The sequence below is a fragment of the Brevibacillus choshinensis genome (assembly GCF_016811915.1).
Classification (GTDB): domain Bacteria; phylum Bacillota; class Bacilli; order Brevibacillales; family Brevibacillaceae; genus Brevibacillus; species Brevibacillus choshinensis_A.
In genome coordinates this window covers 1,946,471-1,962,800 of record NZ_CP069127.1, presented here as the reverse complement: position 1 = coordinate 1,962,800, position 16,330 = coordinate 1,946,471, and the positions used below count along the sequence as shown (strand labels likewise).

General features: G+C 51.1%; 17 protein-coding genes. 2 read left to right on the top strand and 15 right to left on the bottom strand.

Going from position 1 to position 16,330, the window contains the following annotated elements:
* Positions 1-195 precede the first annotated feature (195 nt).
* From JNE38_RS10040 to JNE38_RS10020, 5 genes are all read right to left on the bottom strand, one after another.
* Positions 196-414 (bottom strand): DUF2905 domain-containing protein, encoded by a 219-nt coding sequence (locus JNE38_RS10040; protein ID WP_203356424.1) that lies wholly within the window; start codon positions 412-414, stop codon positions 196-198.
* Complete coding sequence (gene ruvB / locus JNE38_RS10035) at positions 411-1,409, bottom strand: Holliday junction branch migration DNA helicase RuvB (RefSeq protein WP_203356423.1); 999 nt, start codon at positions 1,407-1,409, stop codon at positions 411-413. Before ruvB ends, JNE38_RS10040 begins: the two co-directional genes overlap by 4 nt.
* Positions 1,410-1,413: 4 nt before the next feature.
* Positions 1,414-2,031 carry a Holliday junction branch migration protein RuvA gene (gene ruvA, locus JNE38_RS10030; protein ID WP_203356422.1) on the bottom strand — a complete coding sequence of 206 codons (618 nt, stop codon included), beginning with the start codon at positions 2,029-2,031 and terminating at the stop codon, positions 1,414-1,416.
* Positions 2,028-2,528 (bottom strand): crossover junction endodeoxyribonuclease RuvC, encoded by a 501-nt coding sequence (gene ruvC, locus JNE38_RS10025; RefSeq protein ID WP_203356421.1) that lies wholly within the window; start codon positions 2,526-2,528, stop codon positions 2,028-2,030. Before ruvC ends, ruvA begins: the two co-directional genes overlap by 4 nt.
* A 196-nt stretch (positions 2,529-2,724) precedes the next feature.
* Positions 2,725-2,916, bottom strand: a complete 192-nt coding sequence (locus tag JNE38_RS10020; protein ID WP_203356420.1) for a hypothetical protein — start codon at positions 2,914-2,916, stop codon at positions 2,725-2,727.
* Positions 2,917-3,054: 138 nt separating this feature from the next.
* Here JNE38_RS10020 and JNE38_RS10015 point away from each other — a divergent pair, with 138 nt between their 5' ends.
* Positions 3,055-4,134, top strand: a complete 1,080-nt coding sequence (locus tag JNE38_RS10015; RefSeq protein WP_203357492.1) for a hypothetical protein — start codon at positions 3,055-3,057, stop codon at positions 4,132-4,134.
* Between the two features lie 61 nt (positions 4,135-4,195).
* On the opposite strand, the gene JNE38_RS10010 is transcribed toward JNE38_RS10015, so the two are convergent.
* From JNE38_RS10010 to JNE38_RS10000, 3 genes are all read right to left on the bottom strand, one after another.
* A complete protein-coding gene (locus JNE38_RS10010) occupies positions 4,196-4,870 on the bottom strand; it encodes an IS3 family transposase (protein ID WP_275296716.1) in 675 nt (224 codons plus the stop codon).
* Between the two features lie 202 nt (positions 4,871-5,072).
* On the bottom strand, positions 5,073-5,750 hold the full coding sequence (locus JNE38_RS10005) for a helix-turn-helix domain-containing protein (protein ID WP_203356418.1): 678 nt from the start codon (positions 5,748-5,750) through the stop codon (positions 5,073-5,075).
* Positions 5,751-5,831: 81 nt separating this feature from the next.
* Positions 5,832-6,401, bottom strand: a complete 570-nt coding sequence (locus tag JNE38_RS10000) for a BofC C-terminal domain-containing protein (protein WP_203356417.1) — start codon at positions 6,399-6,401, stop codon at positions 5,832-5,834.
* A gap of 190 nt (positions 6,402-6,591) precedes the next feature.
* On the opposite strand from JNE38_RS10000, the gene JNE38_RS09995 reads away from it, so the two are divergent.
* A complete protein-coding gene (locus JNE38_RS09995) occupies positions 6,592-8,580 on the top strand; it encodes a bifunctional 2',3'-cyclic-nucleotide 2'-phosphodiesterase/3'-nucleotidase (RefSeq protein WP_203356416.1) in 1,989 nt (662 codons plus the stop codon).
* A gap of 83 nt (positions 8,581-8,663) precedes the next feature.
* Here JNE38_RS09995 and JNE38_RS09990 read toward each other — a convergent pair whose 3' ends face one another.
* The 7 genes from JNE38_RS09990 to JNE38_RS09960 all read right to left on the bottom strand — a co-directional run bounded on the left by JNE38_RS09990 (position 8,664) and on the right by JNE38_RS09960 (position 16,157).
* Positions 8,664-9,692 carry a protein kinase family protein gene (locus JNE38_RS09990; protein WP_203356415.1) on the bottom strand — a complete coding sequence of 343 codons (1,029 nt, stop codon included), beginning with the start codon at positions 9,690-9,692 and terminating at the stop codon, positions 8,664-8,666.
* A gap of 11 nt (positions 9,693-9,703) precedes the next feature.
* Positions 9,704-11,386, bottom strand: a complete 1,683-nt coding sequence (gene safA, locus JNE38_RS09985; RefSeq protein WP_203356414.1) for a SafA/ExsA family spore coat assembly protein — start codon at positions 11,384-11,386, stop codon at positions 9,704-9,706.
* A gap of 102 nt (positions 11,387-11,488) precedes the next feature.
* On the bottom strand, positions 11,489-12,352 hold the full coding sequence (gene pheA, locus JNE38_RS09980; RefSeq protein ID WP_203356413.1) for a prephenate dehydratase: 864 nt from the start codon (positions 12,350-12,352) through the stop codon (positions 11,489-11,491).
* A gap of 24 nt (positions 12,353-12,376) precedes the next feature.
* Entirely contained in the window at positions 12,377-13,306 is a 930-nt protein-coding gene (gene thrB, locus JNE38_RS09975; RefSeq protein WP_203356412.1) for a homoserine kinase, read from the bottom strand.
* Positions 13,303-14,385, bottom strand: coding sequence for a threonine synthase (thrC, locus tag JNE38_RS09970; RefSeq protein ID WP_203356411.1), 1,083 nt, complete (start codon positions 14,383-14,385; stop codon positions 13,303-13,305). The genes thrB and thrC overlap by 4 nt, the downstream gene beginning before the upstream one ends.
* Complete coding sequence (locus tag JNE38_RS09965; RefSeq protein ID WP_203356410.1) at positions 14,382-15,686, bottom strand: homoserine dehydrogenase; 1,305 nt, start codon at positions 15,684-15,686, stop codon at positions 14,382-14,384. The genes thrC and JNE38_RS09965 overlap by 4 nt, the downstream gene beginning before the upstream one ends.
* A 27-nt stretch (positions 15,687-15,713) precedes the next feature.
* Positions 15,714-16,157: an ACT domain-containing protein gene (locus JNE38_RS09960; protein WP_203356409.1), complete on the bottom strand. Its 444-nt coding sequence runs from the start codon at positions 16,155-16,157 to the stop codon at positions 15,714-15,716.
* Between the last annotated feature and the right edge of the window lie 173 nt (positions 16,158-16,330).

Below are 16,330 nucleotides of genomic sequence, written 5' to 3'. Positions count from 1 at the left end.
TCGAAAATTGGCATGAACTCCCATGTTTTTCGACAAACCTTCTGCGTTCTCCTCCCTTTTTTCACAATTTGGGCCCTGTCGGATTTGTCTGCCTCATTCGACAAAATACAACGAACCGCTGCATGATGAAAATAAAGGTAAAATCAGCAGTCAGAAAAAAAGCCATCGGGAACACTCCCAATGGCTTTTGCTCTTTCATTTAAACAGACGAAACAGATAAGTAGCGAGGGACAATACAATGCTGATGATGATGCAGGTGACCACGGGAAAGTAGAACTTTACGTTTTCTTTCTCGACTACAATGTCACCCGGCATGCGGCCCAGCGGCAAAAAGCGGCCGCCGACTTGCCACAAGAGGCCAATCACAATCAACACAGCTCCACCGATAATCAGCAGCTTCGCAATCGGATTCACTCTTTCATCTCCCGACCAAAGTGTTGGTACGCACTGGGTGTCAGGACCCGGCCACGGGGGGTTCGCTGCATAAAGCCGATCTGCATCAAATACGGCTCGCAGACGTCTTCGATCGTTTGCGACTCTTCACCGATCGTCGCGGCAATCGTATCCAGGCCTACAGGACCTCCATCGAATCGTTCGATGATGGCCAAAAGCAGCTTGTGATCGATGTGATCCAGCCCGCACGCGTCCACCTGCAGCCGTTCCAGCGCTTCTTTGGCAATCTCCGTCGTAATCACGCCTTCCCCCTTCACCTGTGCGAAGTCTCGGACGCGCTTTAACAAACGATTCGCGACGCGCGGGGTGCCTCTGGAACGCTTGGCAATCTCTTCGGCTCCCCCTTCCCGAATCACTACTTGTAGAATATCCGAAGCACGCGAAACAATGAATGCCAGCTCGGGAACCGTGTAAAACTCCAATCGGTTAACCACGCCAAATCGATCTCGCAACGGCGCTGAAAGCATGCCTGCACGGGTCGTTGCACCCACCAGGGTAAAAGGTGGCAAATCCAGCCGCACACTGCGCGCGCTCGGGCCCTTCCCGATAATGATATCCAGCGCAAAATCCTCCATCGCCGGGTAAAGAACTTCCTCTACGCTGCGGTTCAGCCTGTGAATCTCGTCGATAAACAGGACATCCCCTTCTTGCAAATTGGTGAGGATCGCTGCCAAATCTCCCGGTCGCTCAATAGCCGGACCGGACGTCGTGCGGATGTTGACTCCCAGCTCATTGGCAATGATCTGAGAAAGCGTCGTCTTCCCCAGACCCGGCGGCCCGTACAGAAGCACGTGGTCCAGCGATTCTTTTCGCATCTTGGCAGCTTCAATGAAAATTTTGAGGTTTTCCTTTACGTGCTGCTGACCGATGTATTCGTTTAAATAGCGAGGACGGAGGCTCAGCTCCGCCGCGTCTTCTTCCCAATCCATCTGCGTTGTTATAATTCGCTGATCCAAAGTCCTACCCCCTCATGAGCAAAGCGAGCCCTTGCTTGATGAGCTTTTCTACACCATCGCCCTCTTTTGACTTTTCGGACAGGGCATTTCTGATTTTCTGCAATTCACCGTCCGAATAGCCGAGCGCAGTCAACGCATCCAAGGCTTCGTTTAATGCCGATACAGCCGCTTCTCCTGCTGTCAAATCACCCGCAGCGACAGTCAAGATCGCAGATGGGGTATAGCCTACCAATTTATCCTTCAAGTCCAGAATCATGCGCTGCGCTGTCTTCTTCCCGATACCGGGAAATTTCGTCAAGTACGTAACGTTTTCCTGTTGTACGGCCATGACGATTTGCTCTGGCGTAGCAGCTGCGAGGATCGCCAAAGCACCTTTGGGCCCGATCCCATTGACATCGAGGATCTTGCGGAACAGGTCCCGTTCGTCGCGAGTGCCGAATCCGTACAGAAGAATTGCGTCCTCCCGCACATGGTGATGGGTATACAGCTTCGTCCGATTTCCCTCGTAACGAACATACTGGTACGGGTTTGGACAAAACAGGCGGTAGCCAATTCCACCCGTTTCTACCACTATGTATTCTGAATCCAGGTAACACAGCGTACCTTCGACAAAATCAATCATTTCTGAACTCCTTCCGATATGGAAATGAACGCGCGGAACTGAGCGTGCGTAATGGCAATCCCCAGCGCATCCGCCACATCGTCAGGCTTGGGCACTTCCTTTAGCCGCAAAAGCAGCTTCGTCATTTCCTGGATCTGTTTTTTCTCCGCTCCCCCGTAACCGGTCACCGCTTGCTTGACCTGCATGGGGGTGTACTCGTATACAGGGACACCGGCAAGCTCCGCAGCAAGTATAATGACACCGCGCGCCTGCCCAACCGTAAATGCTGTGGTCACGTTTTTGTTGAAGAACAGTTTCTCCACTGACATTTCATCCGGCTGATACGTGCTGATCAGGCTCTGCATGGATTCAAAAATCTGCTTGAGACGAAGGGGAACCGGCAAGCCTGCCTCCGTCTGAATGCTTCCGTATTGTACGGGACGAAGCTGGCTCCCTTGTTTATCTATCACCCCAAAGCCGACGATTGCAATGCCGGGGTCGATTCCTAAGATGCGCATGGCCCACTCTCCGTTTAGAAAACTGGCTGCGCCAAGCTCTTGGCGGAGCCTTGGACAAGAATCGTAAAATTCTTATCTGTAATGCAAAGATCCTACTCTCTACTGTATCACAAAGCGACCGAAAAGCGAACGTGCATTTCCATCTCCACAAGAAGAAACCCGCCCCCTAAATGGGAGCGGGCATACGGTGGCCATGCTAGTGTTTGTTCAGTCCTTGCAAATCTGACACATCATGCTGCATATGGGCGTAATCGTCGACGCCATTCTGCATCTGCTCCTGAATCATATTGATTCGTCGGTAGTCTAGCTTGTTGTGTCCCTGATTCAATTGAACGTACAAACGCTGGTGGAACTGGTCTTTGTAGCTACCTCTAGGCATCGAAGACATGCTAAAAGACTCCTCCTTAGGTCACCGTATGACAACAGTATGGCGGATCGTCATCCGTGTTATGATGGCAAGATTTGCTCGTCATTTGTTTTGTATGGTGGAGACACTATCGTAATGGAGGTGACTCATTTGCGACTTGTGAAGCTGCTTTTGATCCATAGTGCATGGCTGTTGGCCTGTTGTCTTTCGATTCCCCACGCTGCTTACGCGAGCCAAGCAAACGATCTCGTCATCTCTGTATCGGTTTCCCCAGATTCGCCTTTTGTCTCGACGCTCGTTTTTCAAAATACCTCGGAGATTGCTCGCGAGCTGATCCGCACTCCTACCATCCCTGCTTCATTTTCGCCGGATTGGATACGCGCCCGCATCAAGGTGAAAAACCGCAACCTTATCTACGATTATCACGGGCGCCTGTTTGACTATAAGAAAGCACGGCGATTCCTCTTGTCAGAGCAGCTGAAATCGAAAGTGGATGCTCTGGTTCAGACGGTCGAACAAGCTCATTACGGAAAAGCCATTCCTTGGGAAAAAGTCAGGCACTCCTTTGGCCGTATGAAATATGCGACCGTGATCGATCTGGAGACAGGGGAGCGCTTTCACATTCAGCGCAGAGCCGGCAGCCGGCACGCAGATGTCCAGCCGCTCACACGCAGCGACACCCACATCATGAAGCATATTTACCAAGGAAAATGGAGCTGGAAGCGACGCGCGATCCTCGTCGAGGTCGACGGCATCTACTATGCAGCTTCCATGCATGGAATGCCCCACGGTGCGGGCGCCATCCGCGGCAACGACTTTCCCGGGCACTTTTGCATTCACTTTAGCGGCAGCTCCACTCACCGTCGCACGGAACCGGATCCGAGTCACAGCCTGATGATCCTGAAGGCAGCGGGTACTCTGCCGCAAACCATCATGGAGGCGAGTCCTGAAAAACTGGTGGGCTATTTTCTCACGTCCCTCCATGAGCATGACGAGCATACGCTGCGAATGACGACAGACGGTTCGACTATGCCAGATGAGCTGAGATTGGTTGATTCTGTGAAAAAGCCGGATCATATCGCCGTCTCGGACTCTTCCCATCCACTGATGGTATCCGTACCTGTACGGGTCGAATACCATCTGCGCTCAGGAGGATCACGAGCTGGCACATGGCATTTTCTCCTCCTCCGCTCTGCTCCGTGGGAGCGGTGGCGGATCGTGGATATTGCAATCAAATAAATCAGGCTGCCCGATGTGAACTGCACCCCGTCAAGTAGACATTACAAATAATAAAAACCGGTTAAGCGGCCTTGGTCCTGAATTCCATGGGACTGAGGCCGTCTAATTTTGCTTGTAATCGTTCGTTATTGTAGAAATAAATGTAGTCCTTAATGTCTTTTTCAAGTTCCTCAAAGGTACTGTATGTATTCAAATAATATTTCTCGCATTTCAGTGTTCCCCAGAAAGCTTCCATGGGACCATTATCGATACACCTGCCAACTCGGGACATGCTCTGGACCACTTCGTGCCCAAACAATCTTTTAAACCTCGAAGAGGTATACTGGAAACCCCGATCACTGTGGAGCATAGGCTTGTTTACCCGTACCGTTTGCAGGGCCGATTTCACCGTTCGAATTACTAGGGCATTGTTGTTGGAATGACCGAAAGCGTACGAGACAACCGTGTTGTCATGTAAATCCAGAATTGCGCTTAAATAGGCCTTCTTTCCACTGCCGTATTTGAATTCCGTAACATCCGTTACCCACTTTTTTTCGTTTGGTGCTGCTGCATGAAACTCACGGTTTAACAAATTCTCGGCAATATGTTGAGGAGTTGATCGTGCATATTTCTTTCTCTTTCTACGAATAACCGATTGGTCACCGGCCATCTTCATTAGGCGTTTCATCCGTTTGTGGTTAATTCGCAGTTTGGTTTGTCGGCGTAAATGAAGTGTCAATCGTCTATACCCGTAGATTCCCCAACCTGCTCATGGAGTAAAAGCATAGCCTGAATCAGTTGTCGGTTTTCCAGTTCACGCAAACTAGGCTTGTGGTTACGCCATTTGTAATAACTTGACCGTGGAACCCCTGCAGTTTCGCATAGTAGCTGTAGACTAAACTCTCCTTCCTGCTGAATGGACTGGATTGCTAAATAAACATGCACCTGTCGGTGCTGCCTTAAACTCGCCTCCTTTGGAATTCCTGTAACTTTTTTAAGAAAGCAATCTCCGCTCGAAGCCGCTCATTTTCATACTCCAACTTTTTCATCGCCATCTTTTCCTGCTCTGTTTCAGTTAGCTCTTCAACAGGCTTCTTCCGACCACGACGATCCTGTAGGGCATCTAGCCCGCCATCCTCATATTTCTTGACCCATTGGTATACTTGTTGATAAGACACTTGATACTGGCTCGCCGTCTCCTGATAGTCATGTTTATGTGCAAGACAGTAGTGAACGATGTCAATTCGCTCCTGCCATGTTGTAGCCCGACCTTTCGTCATAGCTTTTGCTCCTTCGTTATACGATTTTAAGCTGCTATGACCATTATACTTGTCTACCCAATTCTTGAGTTGGGTGCGGCTGGCGATTTTATATTTATCAATGATTTCATATTGGGAGTAATGACCGGTTAGATAATCTTGAACGGCTTGAAGCTTAAGCTCCACCGAGTAAGTTCTATTGTAAGATTGAATCTCTAACCCTTTGTATCCGTACACCTCATATCGCCGTCGCCATTTCACTACGGTTGTTTTGCTATTACCGTATGTTTTAGCAGCAGCCATAACACCAATCTGACCGCTATCGATCTCCAGAAGGATGGCCAGTTTTTCTGACGCAGTAAATTGTACTTTAGACATGAAAATGCTCCCCTTTATTAGCAGGTTTCATTATTTCACCTGTCTACTTAAAGGGGAGCATATCAATGTCGGGCAGCCTTCTCACTCTTCATTCAGTTGAAATTCCCCATAGGTCGACAGGACGCTGTTATACTCTGACAGATCACGCACGCGGATGCCGCGCCTAAGGCTTTCCACTTCCTCTTTTGGGAGGCTCGCTTCCATTTTGGCTGTATTGATCCGGTAGAAGGTCTGTACGACCTCCTGATCCGCAGGGACGCCGTGAAAGAGTGTGAGCATACCGTCAGCCGATAATCCGAAATGGCCATTCTCCTTGCATTCCGGAGAAATATCCTGCTCTCTCTTCATCAGGATCATCTTGCTGTGATCTGCCGTCACAATCTCCCAGCCCTTGTAATCTGCCATGGCATCAGCGAGATGGCTGATCGCCACCGGTTTGCGTTCTTCATCCCTCACGCCGCACAAATAGCTGCGTGCTAGCACCAATTCATAGGAGCTTCCCGCAACTTCCATGGATCTTTTTCCTCCAGCCAAGAGCTGAGTCAGTCCTCCCGCTTCCTTTCCACTGCCCTGTGAAAGGAGGATCCCCGCCACGAGCCCTGTCACCAAGGCGAAGGCCCACGAAGTATAGACCATCCATTTTTTCTTCATGATACGAATGAACCCCTTTTACTAGCCTTTTTCTCCTAGTCTTGCCAGTAAAATGGTCACGCATACCTGATACTCTCAAGATTCGTATATTTACGACAAATTCACAAGGAATATCTACCAATCCAATGATTCTAGTGATAAACTATTTTTGCTTGGAATTATTGTAAAGTTATGGAGGTCATCCAAAAACATGAAAAAAGCAAACAAAAAAATGCTGGCTGCATGTCTTCTCAGCACTTCGCTGGTTGTAGGCGCACTCACTTTCTCCCTTACTCCTGTAAGCGCTCAAACAACTTCCACCCTCAAACTCCGCCTGCTGGAAACCACGGACATTCACACCAACATCGTCAACTACGACTACTATCAAGACAAAGCGACTGACGAATTCGGTTTCGCCAAAACGGCCACTCTCATTAAGAAAGCCCGCGATGAAGCGAAAAACAGCATCCTGATTGACAACGGCGACCTGCTTCAAGGGAACCCACTGGGCGACTACGTAGCCAAGATTGACCCGCTCAAAGATGGCGAGACTCACCCTGTGTACAAAGCCATGAATCTTTTGGACTACGACCTGGGCAACATCGGTAACCACGAGTTCAACTTTGGATTGGAGCATTTGGAGCGCAGCATCAAGGGCGCCAAGTTCCCTTATATCAACTCCAACGTGTACGTGGATGACAAAGACAACGATCCAAACAACGACAAAAACCTCTTCACCCCTTATCAAATCCTCGACCGTACATTCAAAGATGAAAGCGGTAAAGAAGTGTCCCTGAAAGTCGGCGTGATCGGTTTCGTCCCTCCGCAAATCATGCAATGGGACAAAGCGAATCTGGAAGGAAAAGTCGTTGCCAAGGATATCCTCGAATCGGCAAACAAGTACATACCGGAAATGAAAGCAAAAGGCGCTGACATCATCGTGGCTGTAGCTCACTCCGGCCTCGGCCCTGTTGAAACAGCTGCCAACCTGGAAAATGCGAGCTACCAGCTGAGCAAAATCGAAGGCATCGATGCGATCCTCTTCGGCCACTCTCACCTCGTATTCCCAGGCCCTGGCTTTGAAAACATCGAAGGCGTAGACGGTACAAAAGGCATGATCAACGGCAAACCAGCTGTTATGCCAGGATACTGGGGCAATAACCTGGGTGTAATCGACCTTACTCTGACGCAAGAAAACGGCAAGTGGAAAGTAGCAGACTCCACCTCCAAAGCAGTTCCGATCTATGACAAAGCTAACAAAGCTTCCCTGGCTGATGCGGATCAAAAAGTGTTGGATGCCGTGAAGGAAGACCATGACCATACGGTTGAGTGGGTACGTTCTGCAGTAGGTACGACCAGCTCCCCTATCTTCAGCTACTTTGCACTGGTACAAGACGATCCGTCCATCCAGATCGTAACAAATGCACAAAAATGGTTTGTGGAGAAAAACATCAAGGGCACTGAGTATGACGGCATTCCAGTCCTGTCCGCAGGCGCACCGTTCAAAGCAGGCGGTCGTAACGGCGCAAGCTACTACACCAATATCCCTGCTGGCACGATCGCAATCAAAAACGTGTCTGACTTGTACATCTATCCAAACACGCTGAAAGCCGTACTGATCAACGGTTCCCAGCTGCAAGAATGGCTCGAGCGCTCCGCTGGCCAATTCAACCAGATCGATGTGAAAAAAGCGGATGAGCAGCCATTGGTAAACGAAGCATTCCCAACCTACAACTTCGACGTCATTGATGGCGTAACTTACCAGGTAGACGTTACACAGCCATCCAAATATGCGATCGATGGCAAGCTGGTTGACGAAAAAGCTAACCGCATCAAAAAATTGGCGTACAACGGCAAGCCAGTAAAAGCGGACGACAAATTCATCGTGGTAACGAACAACTACCGTGCAGGCGGCGGCGGAAACTTCCCAGGACTGGACGGCAAAAACATCGTAATCGATTCTCCAGACGAAAACCGTCAAGTCGTGATCGATTACATCCTGAGCGAAAAATCGATCAACCCAGCTGCAGACCAAAACTGGTCTTTTGCTCCGGTTAACGCAAAAGTGAACGTGACCTTCACAACTTCTCCTGACGCGAAGCCGTACGCCGAAAAAATGCCGAACCTGAAATACATCTCCACTTTGGATACAGGCTTTGCGAAATACGGCATCGACCTTTCCAAACCAGCAAAAAAATAAACATGCAAAGAAGCTGATGGCCAAAGCCGTCAGCTTCTTTTTTACATCGATTCATGGGGCCTCGATACACGCGATCGATCCCTTTATCCGACGAAATGATACTGCCCCCACGGAGAACGCTGGAAGATTTGCTCGCCTGCCCGCAGAAAAGCCTGACGCTCTTGCAGAAGCTTCCCTTCCATCTGAACCAGCTGCTGCACTCCGCGTAAATGGTAGCCCGGGCGATTGCTGTACAATCCCGTAACTTCCCGCAAGAAGTTATCCGGGTAACGCAGCAGCTGATGAACCATCCACATTTGGGTGTCACTCAAATAATTGACCTTGCTGTACGCCTCCATGGCTTCGATAAAGGAGCTCATGCGATATTCCTGAAGGAGCAGCATCCTAGACATCAGCTGCACCAAATCGACCAGCTGTACATCATGTCCAACCGTATCCAAATCAATCAAGTAACAGCTGCTTCGGGGCGTCACCAGAAAGTTATGGCTCGCTACATCTCGATGAGCCAGCGTCCCTATCTCCATCGCTGTGAACAATTCGGGTGTCAGGGGCAGCTTGTAGGCTGACTGCAGCAAGTGCTGTCCGTCCTGAATGATCGGCATCGACATTTGCTGGATGACCTGCTCCAGCTTCGATTGAGGTCCATTCTGTTCGATTCCCCATGTGATTCGCTCAAATTGCTCAAGCCTGCTTTCCCATTTGTCGAGGAGAGTAGACTTCCCTTCAAAAGCGTATTGATGGGGTACAGGAAATCCTCGTGCAGCAACGTGAAAATGAGCAAGCGTTTCCGCTGTCTTTTTCACATCGTAGAGGGAAGCATTGTCCGCTTCACGTCCATCAATCATTTTCATGATCGTATAATACCGATCGTCATACGGAAATATTTTCGCACCTCCTCCATCCGGCACGTATTGCACGGTATGGAGGAAGCCCTTTTCACGCAATGCATCAGAAAGCTGGGTGACCCACACTGCTTTATCCATTTGCTTATAGCCCTTGATGATCCAGTATCCCCGGTCCGTCTTCAGCAAATTCACGTTCCGCTTTGGCTTTACGGCGTGAATTTGACAGCGAAACGCTTTTTCAAGTGATGCTATTAGCCCTTTATTCATACGAAAACCGCTTAGTAGGAGGAGGATTCTTCGTGTCCGTCGCCCCAATGCGGCCATAGCCCTGTATCGGGCATGGAAGCCATCCGCGGTGGAGGTGGGAACATCATGTTGTTCGGGTTCACTGGTCCGCGGTCTCTTTTAGAACCGCGATAGGGATTTCGCTGTGGACTCTCAGGGGAACACTCGCACGACGATGAGCATGACGATTCCTCTACGACCTCAGGACGGATTTGTGGATATGGCGGCACTGGATATGGCATCGGACGCGGTGGCGGTGGCGGTGGGCAGAACGGTACGAGAGGCCGTGGCAAAAACGGCTGCGGGAAAAACGGTCGCGGCATCAATTGCTGTGGCAACACTTGACTGGGCCTTGTAAACGGCATCGGTGGAAATGGCGGAAAGATCGGTCGCATCCAAGGCGTAGGAAATGGTGGACATGGCGGGATCGGAAACATGGGACGAGGCGGAAACGGCATGATCGGACTGATCGGATTGATCGGACTGAACGGCATGATCGGTGCTGGAGGTCTTACCGTTGTTTGCGGACTCACCTGCGGTCTTCGCTTCGTCGTTGATTCCGGGCTCACCTGCGGCCTTTGCTTCGTCGTCGACTCCGGACTTACCTGCGGCCTTTGCTTCGATGTCGACTCCGGACTTACCTGCGGCCTTTGCTTTGATGTCGACTCCGGACTTACCTGTGGCCTTTGCTTCGATGTCGACTCCGGACTTACCTGCGGCTGTCTCGTTGGCTGTACCTGCATAGGAGGACACGGCGGGCAGCAATAGTTTGGTGGAAACGACGGCTGCAGCGGGCTCACACGGCTTGGCGGTATATTTGGTTGATACATAAAGGGACTCACCTGTGTCGGTTGAACAGGCGGACGCAATGGAGCCATCGGCGGCGGTACATTCGGGTACTGATACATATATGGGCTCACCTGTGTCGGTTGGACGGGCGGACGCAGCGGAGCCATTGTCGGTCGTACATTCGGTTGTTGATACATATACGGGCTGACCTGCGGCGGTTGGACTGGAGGACGCAGCGGACGCAGCGGCTGAGGAACGTTTGGTTGATACATGTACGGGCTGACCTGTGTCGGCTGCACTTGCGGATAGGGTAGTGGCTGAGGCGGCATCGGCGGCATCGGCTGTTTCATCGGTTCTTTGGGCATGCTCGGCACCATAGGCTTGATCGGATTGGGGCGAGTGGGCTGCGGCAATGCAGGTGTCAGCATCTCAGGCATGACGCTCGGAGTCGGGCGAGTGGGTTGCGGCAATGCAGGTGTCAGCATCTCGGGCATGACGCTCGGAGTCGGGGGAACCGTCGGCTTCTCCCTGGGTGGTTCCGTAGGTGCTGGAAGTTGGGGTGTCTCAACTTCTGATTCGATTTGTACCTCTTCCTCTTCCTCCTCAATGGGCCTGCGCTCGATCTCCTCTGGAACTTCAGGTCCTTGCTCTTCTTCCATGATCGGCCTTTCTTTTACAGGAGGCAATTCATTGGATGGCTGCTGAGGACGAATTTGCTGGGGACGAACGGGTACACCTTTTGCAGGAATCTTGATCCTTGCCCCTGGATAGATCGTATCGGGAGTCTTGATTTGACTGTTCAGGCGTAAAAGCTCTTTGTAATCGACGCCATATCTCTTGGCGATCTTCCACATGGTGTCGCCTTTTTGGACTACGTGGATTCTCACAATTTCTCCTCCCTCGCGGAAACTCCCTACCATGGTATGCACCCATGGGCTTTTTGCTCCTGAGGTTCCTGTTTTCTTGGATGAAAGGAAAAAAAGCCAGCTCTAGGAGCCGGCTTTTTGCATGTAAAACGGATACGTACCCAGCTGACGGACCTGACAGCCGATCGCTTCGATTTCGGCAAAAGCGCCTGGAAGCAATACATCATCCATTTTTTGTTCGATGTCGATTACGAAAAAGTAACTTCCCAACGCTTTTTTGGTCGGGCGGGATTCAATGCGCGACAGGTTGATCTTGCGCCACGCAAAAGCGGCAAGCACCTGATAGAGCGCCCCTGGAAAATCCTCTGGCAATGTGACGAGAATCGTGGTCTTCTCTCGATCAGATGCCGGCAATGGAAGAGGCTCCTGACCTACCAATACAAAGCGGGTGTAGTTGTTCGAAAAGTCCTGAATGTGCGGCTGCGCCACTTCCAGTGGATAAATATCCGCGTTGAGACGTGTCCCGATTGCCGCCCATGCCTCGTCCGGATGCTCGCTAACCGTTTGTGCCGCCAATGCCGTGCTGTTCACATTTTCCACAATAGCCTGAGGCAGGTGTTCACGGATAAAGTGAAAGCTTTGCGCGATGGCTTGCGGATGGGACATCACACGGGTAATCGAGGACAACGGCAAGGAATTCCCCCGCTTCGCGACCAGCAGGTTTTGTGTGATCGGCAATGCCAGCTCAGCCAGGATAGGCAGATCTACTTCATGGATCAACCAGTCCAAAGTAGAATTGACCGTTCCTTCGATTGAATTTTCAATCGGAACGATCCCGTATTTCACTTCGTCCCTGGCCACCGCGTTTAATACTTCAATAATGCTCGGGTATGGTACATAATCGATCGGCATCTCGATGGGAAGTGAGCGCGCCGCTTCTTCGGAAAAGGTACCACGTGGTCCGAGAAAAGCAAGTTTGTTCTGCATGGCCTATCTCCTATCCACTATGCTCTATGTCTGATGGATTTCGACCTGTACGCCATGTTCGTCCGGCTGCAGTATCATTACACGGTACGAGATGCCGTGCCCGTTCATCACCCTGTCAACGAACTCTTGCAGCTGCTCTCTCTCCTCCTCCGTAGAGAAGAAGCATAGGATCGTCGGGCCGGCACCACTCAACGCTGCACCTAATGCTCCGTGGGCTGTCGCTCCATCCAGGATGTCTTTCAGGCCAGGAACAAGCTCTGCGCGGTACGGCTGATGCAGCCGATCCCCCATCGCTTGTCCCAACAGGTCCAGCCTGCCTTGTGCCAATGCGGCCACAAGCAGACTGCTATGACCAACATTATATACAACATCCTGCTTACTGTACACCTGCGGCAAGACGTTTCGCGCTTTTTCCGTGGATAACGGAAATTCGGGAATCACCACAAGCGCCTGCAGGCCAACCGGCGGCGAGAGGCGAATGAATGGAATCGGTGCGTCTGCGATTTCCGGCATCGTAGCCACAACGATCCCTCCGAACATGGACGCTCCCACATTGTCAGGGTGTCCCTCCAGTCTCGTCGCCATTTCAAACAGCTGGTCGCGCGTGAACGGCTCCCCGGCCAGTTGGTTGGCCGCGACCAGTGCACCTACGATCGCTGCAGCACTGCTCCCGAGTCCACGTGTGAGCGGTGCATCACTGGAAGCACGAATGGCCAGCTCAGGAACAGGCAATCCCGCCTTTTCAAAAAGCTGCGCAGCGATTTGATAGAGCAAGTTGCTTTTGTCCGCAGGAGTGCCTTGCAATTCCTTGCCGACCAGCTCGATTGTCGTTTGTTCGCTCTTCTGCATTTCAACGACCGAATACAACTGAAAAGCCAGGCCCAGAGCATCAAACCCTGGACCCAGATTCGCAGTACTGGCCGGAATGGTGACCCGAACTAGGTTTCCATTCATGACCGCACTTCACTCCCTTTTTGGCTCACCAGCGCCATGACTGCCTCACGAGTAGCTGGTACCGAACGCGGCTCTTCTCCCACGAGCCCCAGCGCGATGTTCGGGTCCTTCAAACCGTTGCCGGTCAGTACGCATGCGACTTTCGCCCCTTTAGGCAGCTTGCCCTGCTCCTTTTTCTTGATGATCCCTGCCAAGGATGCGGCTGAAGCTGGCTCGCAGAAGACGCCTTCGCTTTTTGCGAGCAATTGGTACGCTTGAAGAATTTCTTCATCCGTTACACTGTCAATCAATCCATTGGACTCGCTGATCGCATTCAGCGCGCCATCCTTGCTGGCAGGGTTGCCGATGCGGATCGCCGTCGCGACTGTCTCTGGATGCGGGACAGGCTCACCATGTACCAGAGGAGCCGCTCCTGCCGCCTGAAAACCAAACATCCGTGGCAGGCTGGAAGATTTGCCTGCAGCTTTGTATTCTTTAAAGCCTTTCCAGTAAGCTGTGATATTGCCCGCATTTCCTACGGGAATCGCCAGAATGTCAGGTGCATCGCCCAAGGCATCGCACACTTCGAAAGCGGCGGACTTTTGGCCTTCAATCCGATATGGATTCACTGAGTTCACCAGGGTGATCGGCTCATTTGCCGTTATTTCCCGAACAATATTCAGGGCTTCGTCAAAGTTGCCGTCGATGGCGATGACTTCCGCTCCGTACGCGATGGCTTGGGCCAGCTTGCCCAATGCAATATTGCCGCTCGGGATCAACACGATGCAGCGCAATCCGCAGCGTGCGGCATAAGCGGCTGCGGCAGCAGAGGTGTTTCCAGTTGAAGCGCACATGATCGTCGTGCTGCCTTCTTCCACCGCTTTGGCAACCGCCATCACCATTCCACGGTCTTTAAAGGAACCAGTTGGATTCAGGCCTTCGTATTTCACATAAAGCTCTAGGCCTAGCTGCTTGGAAAGATTAGGCGCATGGATGAGTGGCGTATTCCCTTCGTGCAGGCTGACGAGAGGAGTTTTGTCTGTTACCGGGAGAAATTCCCGGTAACGTGCTAGGATGCCTGTTTGACGGTCGTTACTCATTTTTGGTCTCCCCCTTCTACACGGTAGCAGCTGTTCACTTTCGTCACGATATCCATTTTTTCCATATAGGACAGGACATTGTCCATGTCGCTCTTCGAAGACATATGCGTGATCATGATGATTTCCGCTTCTCCGTTGGTGTTATATGGCTGTTGGATCACTTGCTCCAGTGAGATGTTTTTGTCCGCCAAGAGCTGGGTGATTTGTGCCAGTACACCGCGTTTGTCCGCTACGACAATACGGAGGAAATATTTGGACAATTTTTGACTGTCATCCTTCAGCACCTTTTCTTTGTAAGGAGCAACCATTCCCCGGCCATTTACACCGAGCTTCCGGTTTTTTACGACTGTCACCAAATCAGAGACAACTGCGGTAGCTGTCGGCAGTTCCCCTGCACCCGGTCCGTAGAACATGGTCTCACCCACCGCTTCCCCATGAACGTATACCGCATTGAACACTCCATTCACAGACGCCAGCGGGTGTGTCTTCGGAATCAAGGTCGGCTGTACGCTGACCTCGATTGCTTCATCATCGCGACGGGCGAGTCCCAGCAGCTTGACTTCGTATCCAAGCTGTTTGCCGTACGCGATATCTTCCTTGCTCACTGAGCTGATCCCTTTTACATCGACATCTTCCAGCTTCATCGGAACACGGAAGCCCAGCGTAGCCAGAATGGCCATTTTCCGTGCAGCATCGAAGCCTTCGACATCCGATGTTGGGTTAGCTTCCGCATAGCCCAGTGCCTGCGCTTCCTTCAGGACGTCTGCGTATTCCGCGCCTTCCTGACTCATTTTGCTCAAAATATAGTTGGTCGTGCCGTTGACGATTCCCATCATTTTCGTGATGCGATCAGAGGAGAACCCTTCGACCAGCGCACGAAGGATCGGGATCCCCCCGGCTACGCTCGCTTCGTAGAACACGTCACAGCCTTTTTCCTGAGCTTTATTCAAGATTTCCGCACCATGCAAGGCCATCAGATCTTTATTGGCGGTGACGACATGCTTGCCCCGCTCCAATGCACCCAGAATGAAATCCTTCGCTGGATGAATGCCCCCGATGACTTCCACGATCACTTCAATCTCCGGATCTTCCAGCAGCTCAGCCGGATCCGTAGTCAGCTTGCCTTCCATCGATCCGATGTTGCGAGACTTCTCGGCATCCTGAACGAGGATTTTGGTAATTTCAATGCCAAGGCCGGTCTGTTTTTGCAGGTCTTCCTGATGTGCCTGGACAAGGCGGACGACACCCGTACCCACTGTTCCGAATCCCATTAACCCCAGCTTGATGATTTGCTTCTCCATGTAATCTCCTCCTACCCTATTCTCCCTCTAGCCCCGACCCACGATCATCGCTCTGCGCACGCCGGGTATTTGCTGCAAGCCATCTAAAAATTCCGTACTGGATACTTTCGTATGCGCCATATCGACTGACATGGAGATCGAAGCGATTCCTTGCAACGGAATGGTTTGATTGATGGTCAACACGTTTCCGCCCTGCTCTGCCATATACATCAGTACTCTGGAAAGATAACCGGACGTATGCTCCAGGGCAAAGGTGATTGTCATGATGGTTTCACTCATCATGGAGTTGAATGGAAAAATGCCATCTTTGTATTTATAAAAAGCACTTCTGCTCAACCCCACTCGATCGACCGCTTCATTCACCGTATCCACTTCGCCGGACTCCAGCATTTTTTTGGCTTCAATCGTCTTCACGATTGATTCGGGCAGGATGTCGGATCGAATCAAGTAAAACTTTTCTTCCCGTTTCATCCGTTGTGTCCTCCTGAGAAAAACAGTTGTTTCTTCATAGAGGACATTATAACCTTTTCGCTTTACCGTGACAATCCTTGTTCACCAAATTTTTTCATGGAACATATTCAGTTCACTTGTGCTTACATGACATTGTCCCACTACGTAAAGACTAGAAACGATTCACCACAGGA

Bases quoted from the DNA above. Each gene is read 5' to 3' on its own strand.
- ruvA (WP_203356422.1), bottom strand. From the start codon at position 2,031: ATGATTGATTTTGTCGAAGGTACGCTGTGTTACCTGGATTCAGAATAC.
- ruvC (WP_203356421.1), bottom strand. From the start codon at position 2,528: ATGCGCATCTTAGGAATCGACCCCGGCATTGCAATCGTCGGCTTTGGG.
- JNE38_RS10020 (WP_203356420.1), bottom strand. From the start codon at position 2,916: ATGTCTTCGATGCCTAGAGGTAGCTACAAAGACCAGTTCCACCAGCGT.
- JNE38_RS10005 (WP_203356418.1), bottom strand. From the start codon at position 5,750: ATGTCTAAAGTACAATTTACTGCGTCAGAAAAACTGGCCATCCTTCTG.
- JNE38_RS10000 (WP_203356417.1), bottom strand. From the start codon at position 6,401: ATGAAGAAAAAATGGATGGTCTATACTTCGTGGGCCTTCGCCTTGGTG.
- JNE38_RS09995 (WP_203356416.1), top strand. From the start codon at position 6,592: ATGAAAAAAGCAAACAAAAAAATGCTGGCTGCATGTCTTCTCAGCACT.
- JNE38_RS09990 (WP_203356415.1), bottom strand. From the start codon at position 9,692: ATGAATAAAGGGCTAATAGCATCACTTGAAAAAGCGTTTCGCTGTCAA.
- pheA (WP_203356413.1), bottom strand. From the start codon at position 12,352: ATGCAGAACAAACTTGCTTTTCTCGGACCACGTGGTACCTTTTCCGAA.
- thrB (WP_203356412.1), bottom strand. From the start codon at position 13,306: ATGAATGGAAACCTAGTTCGGGTCACCATTCCGGCCAGTACTGCGAAT.
- thrC (WP_203356411.1), bottom strand. From the start codon at position 14,385: ATGAGTAACGACCGTCAAACAGGCATCCTAGCACGTTACCGGGAATTT.
- JNE38_RS09965 (WP_203356410.1), bottom strand. From the start codon at position 15,686: ATGGAGAAGCAAATCATCAAGCTGGGGTTAATGGGATTCGGAACAGTG.
- JNE38_RS09960 (WP_203356409.1), bottom strand. From the start codon at position 16,157: ATGAAACGGGAAGAAAAGTTTTACTTGATTCGATCCGACATCCTGCCC.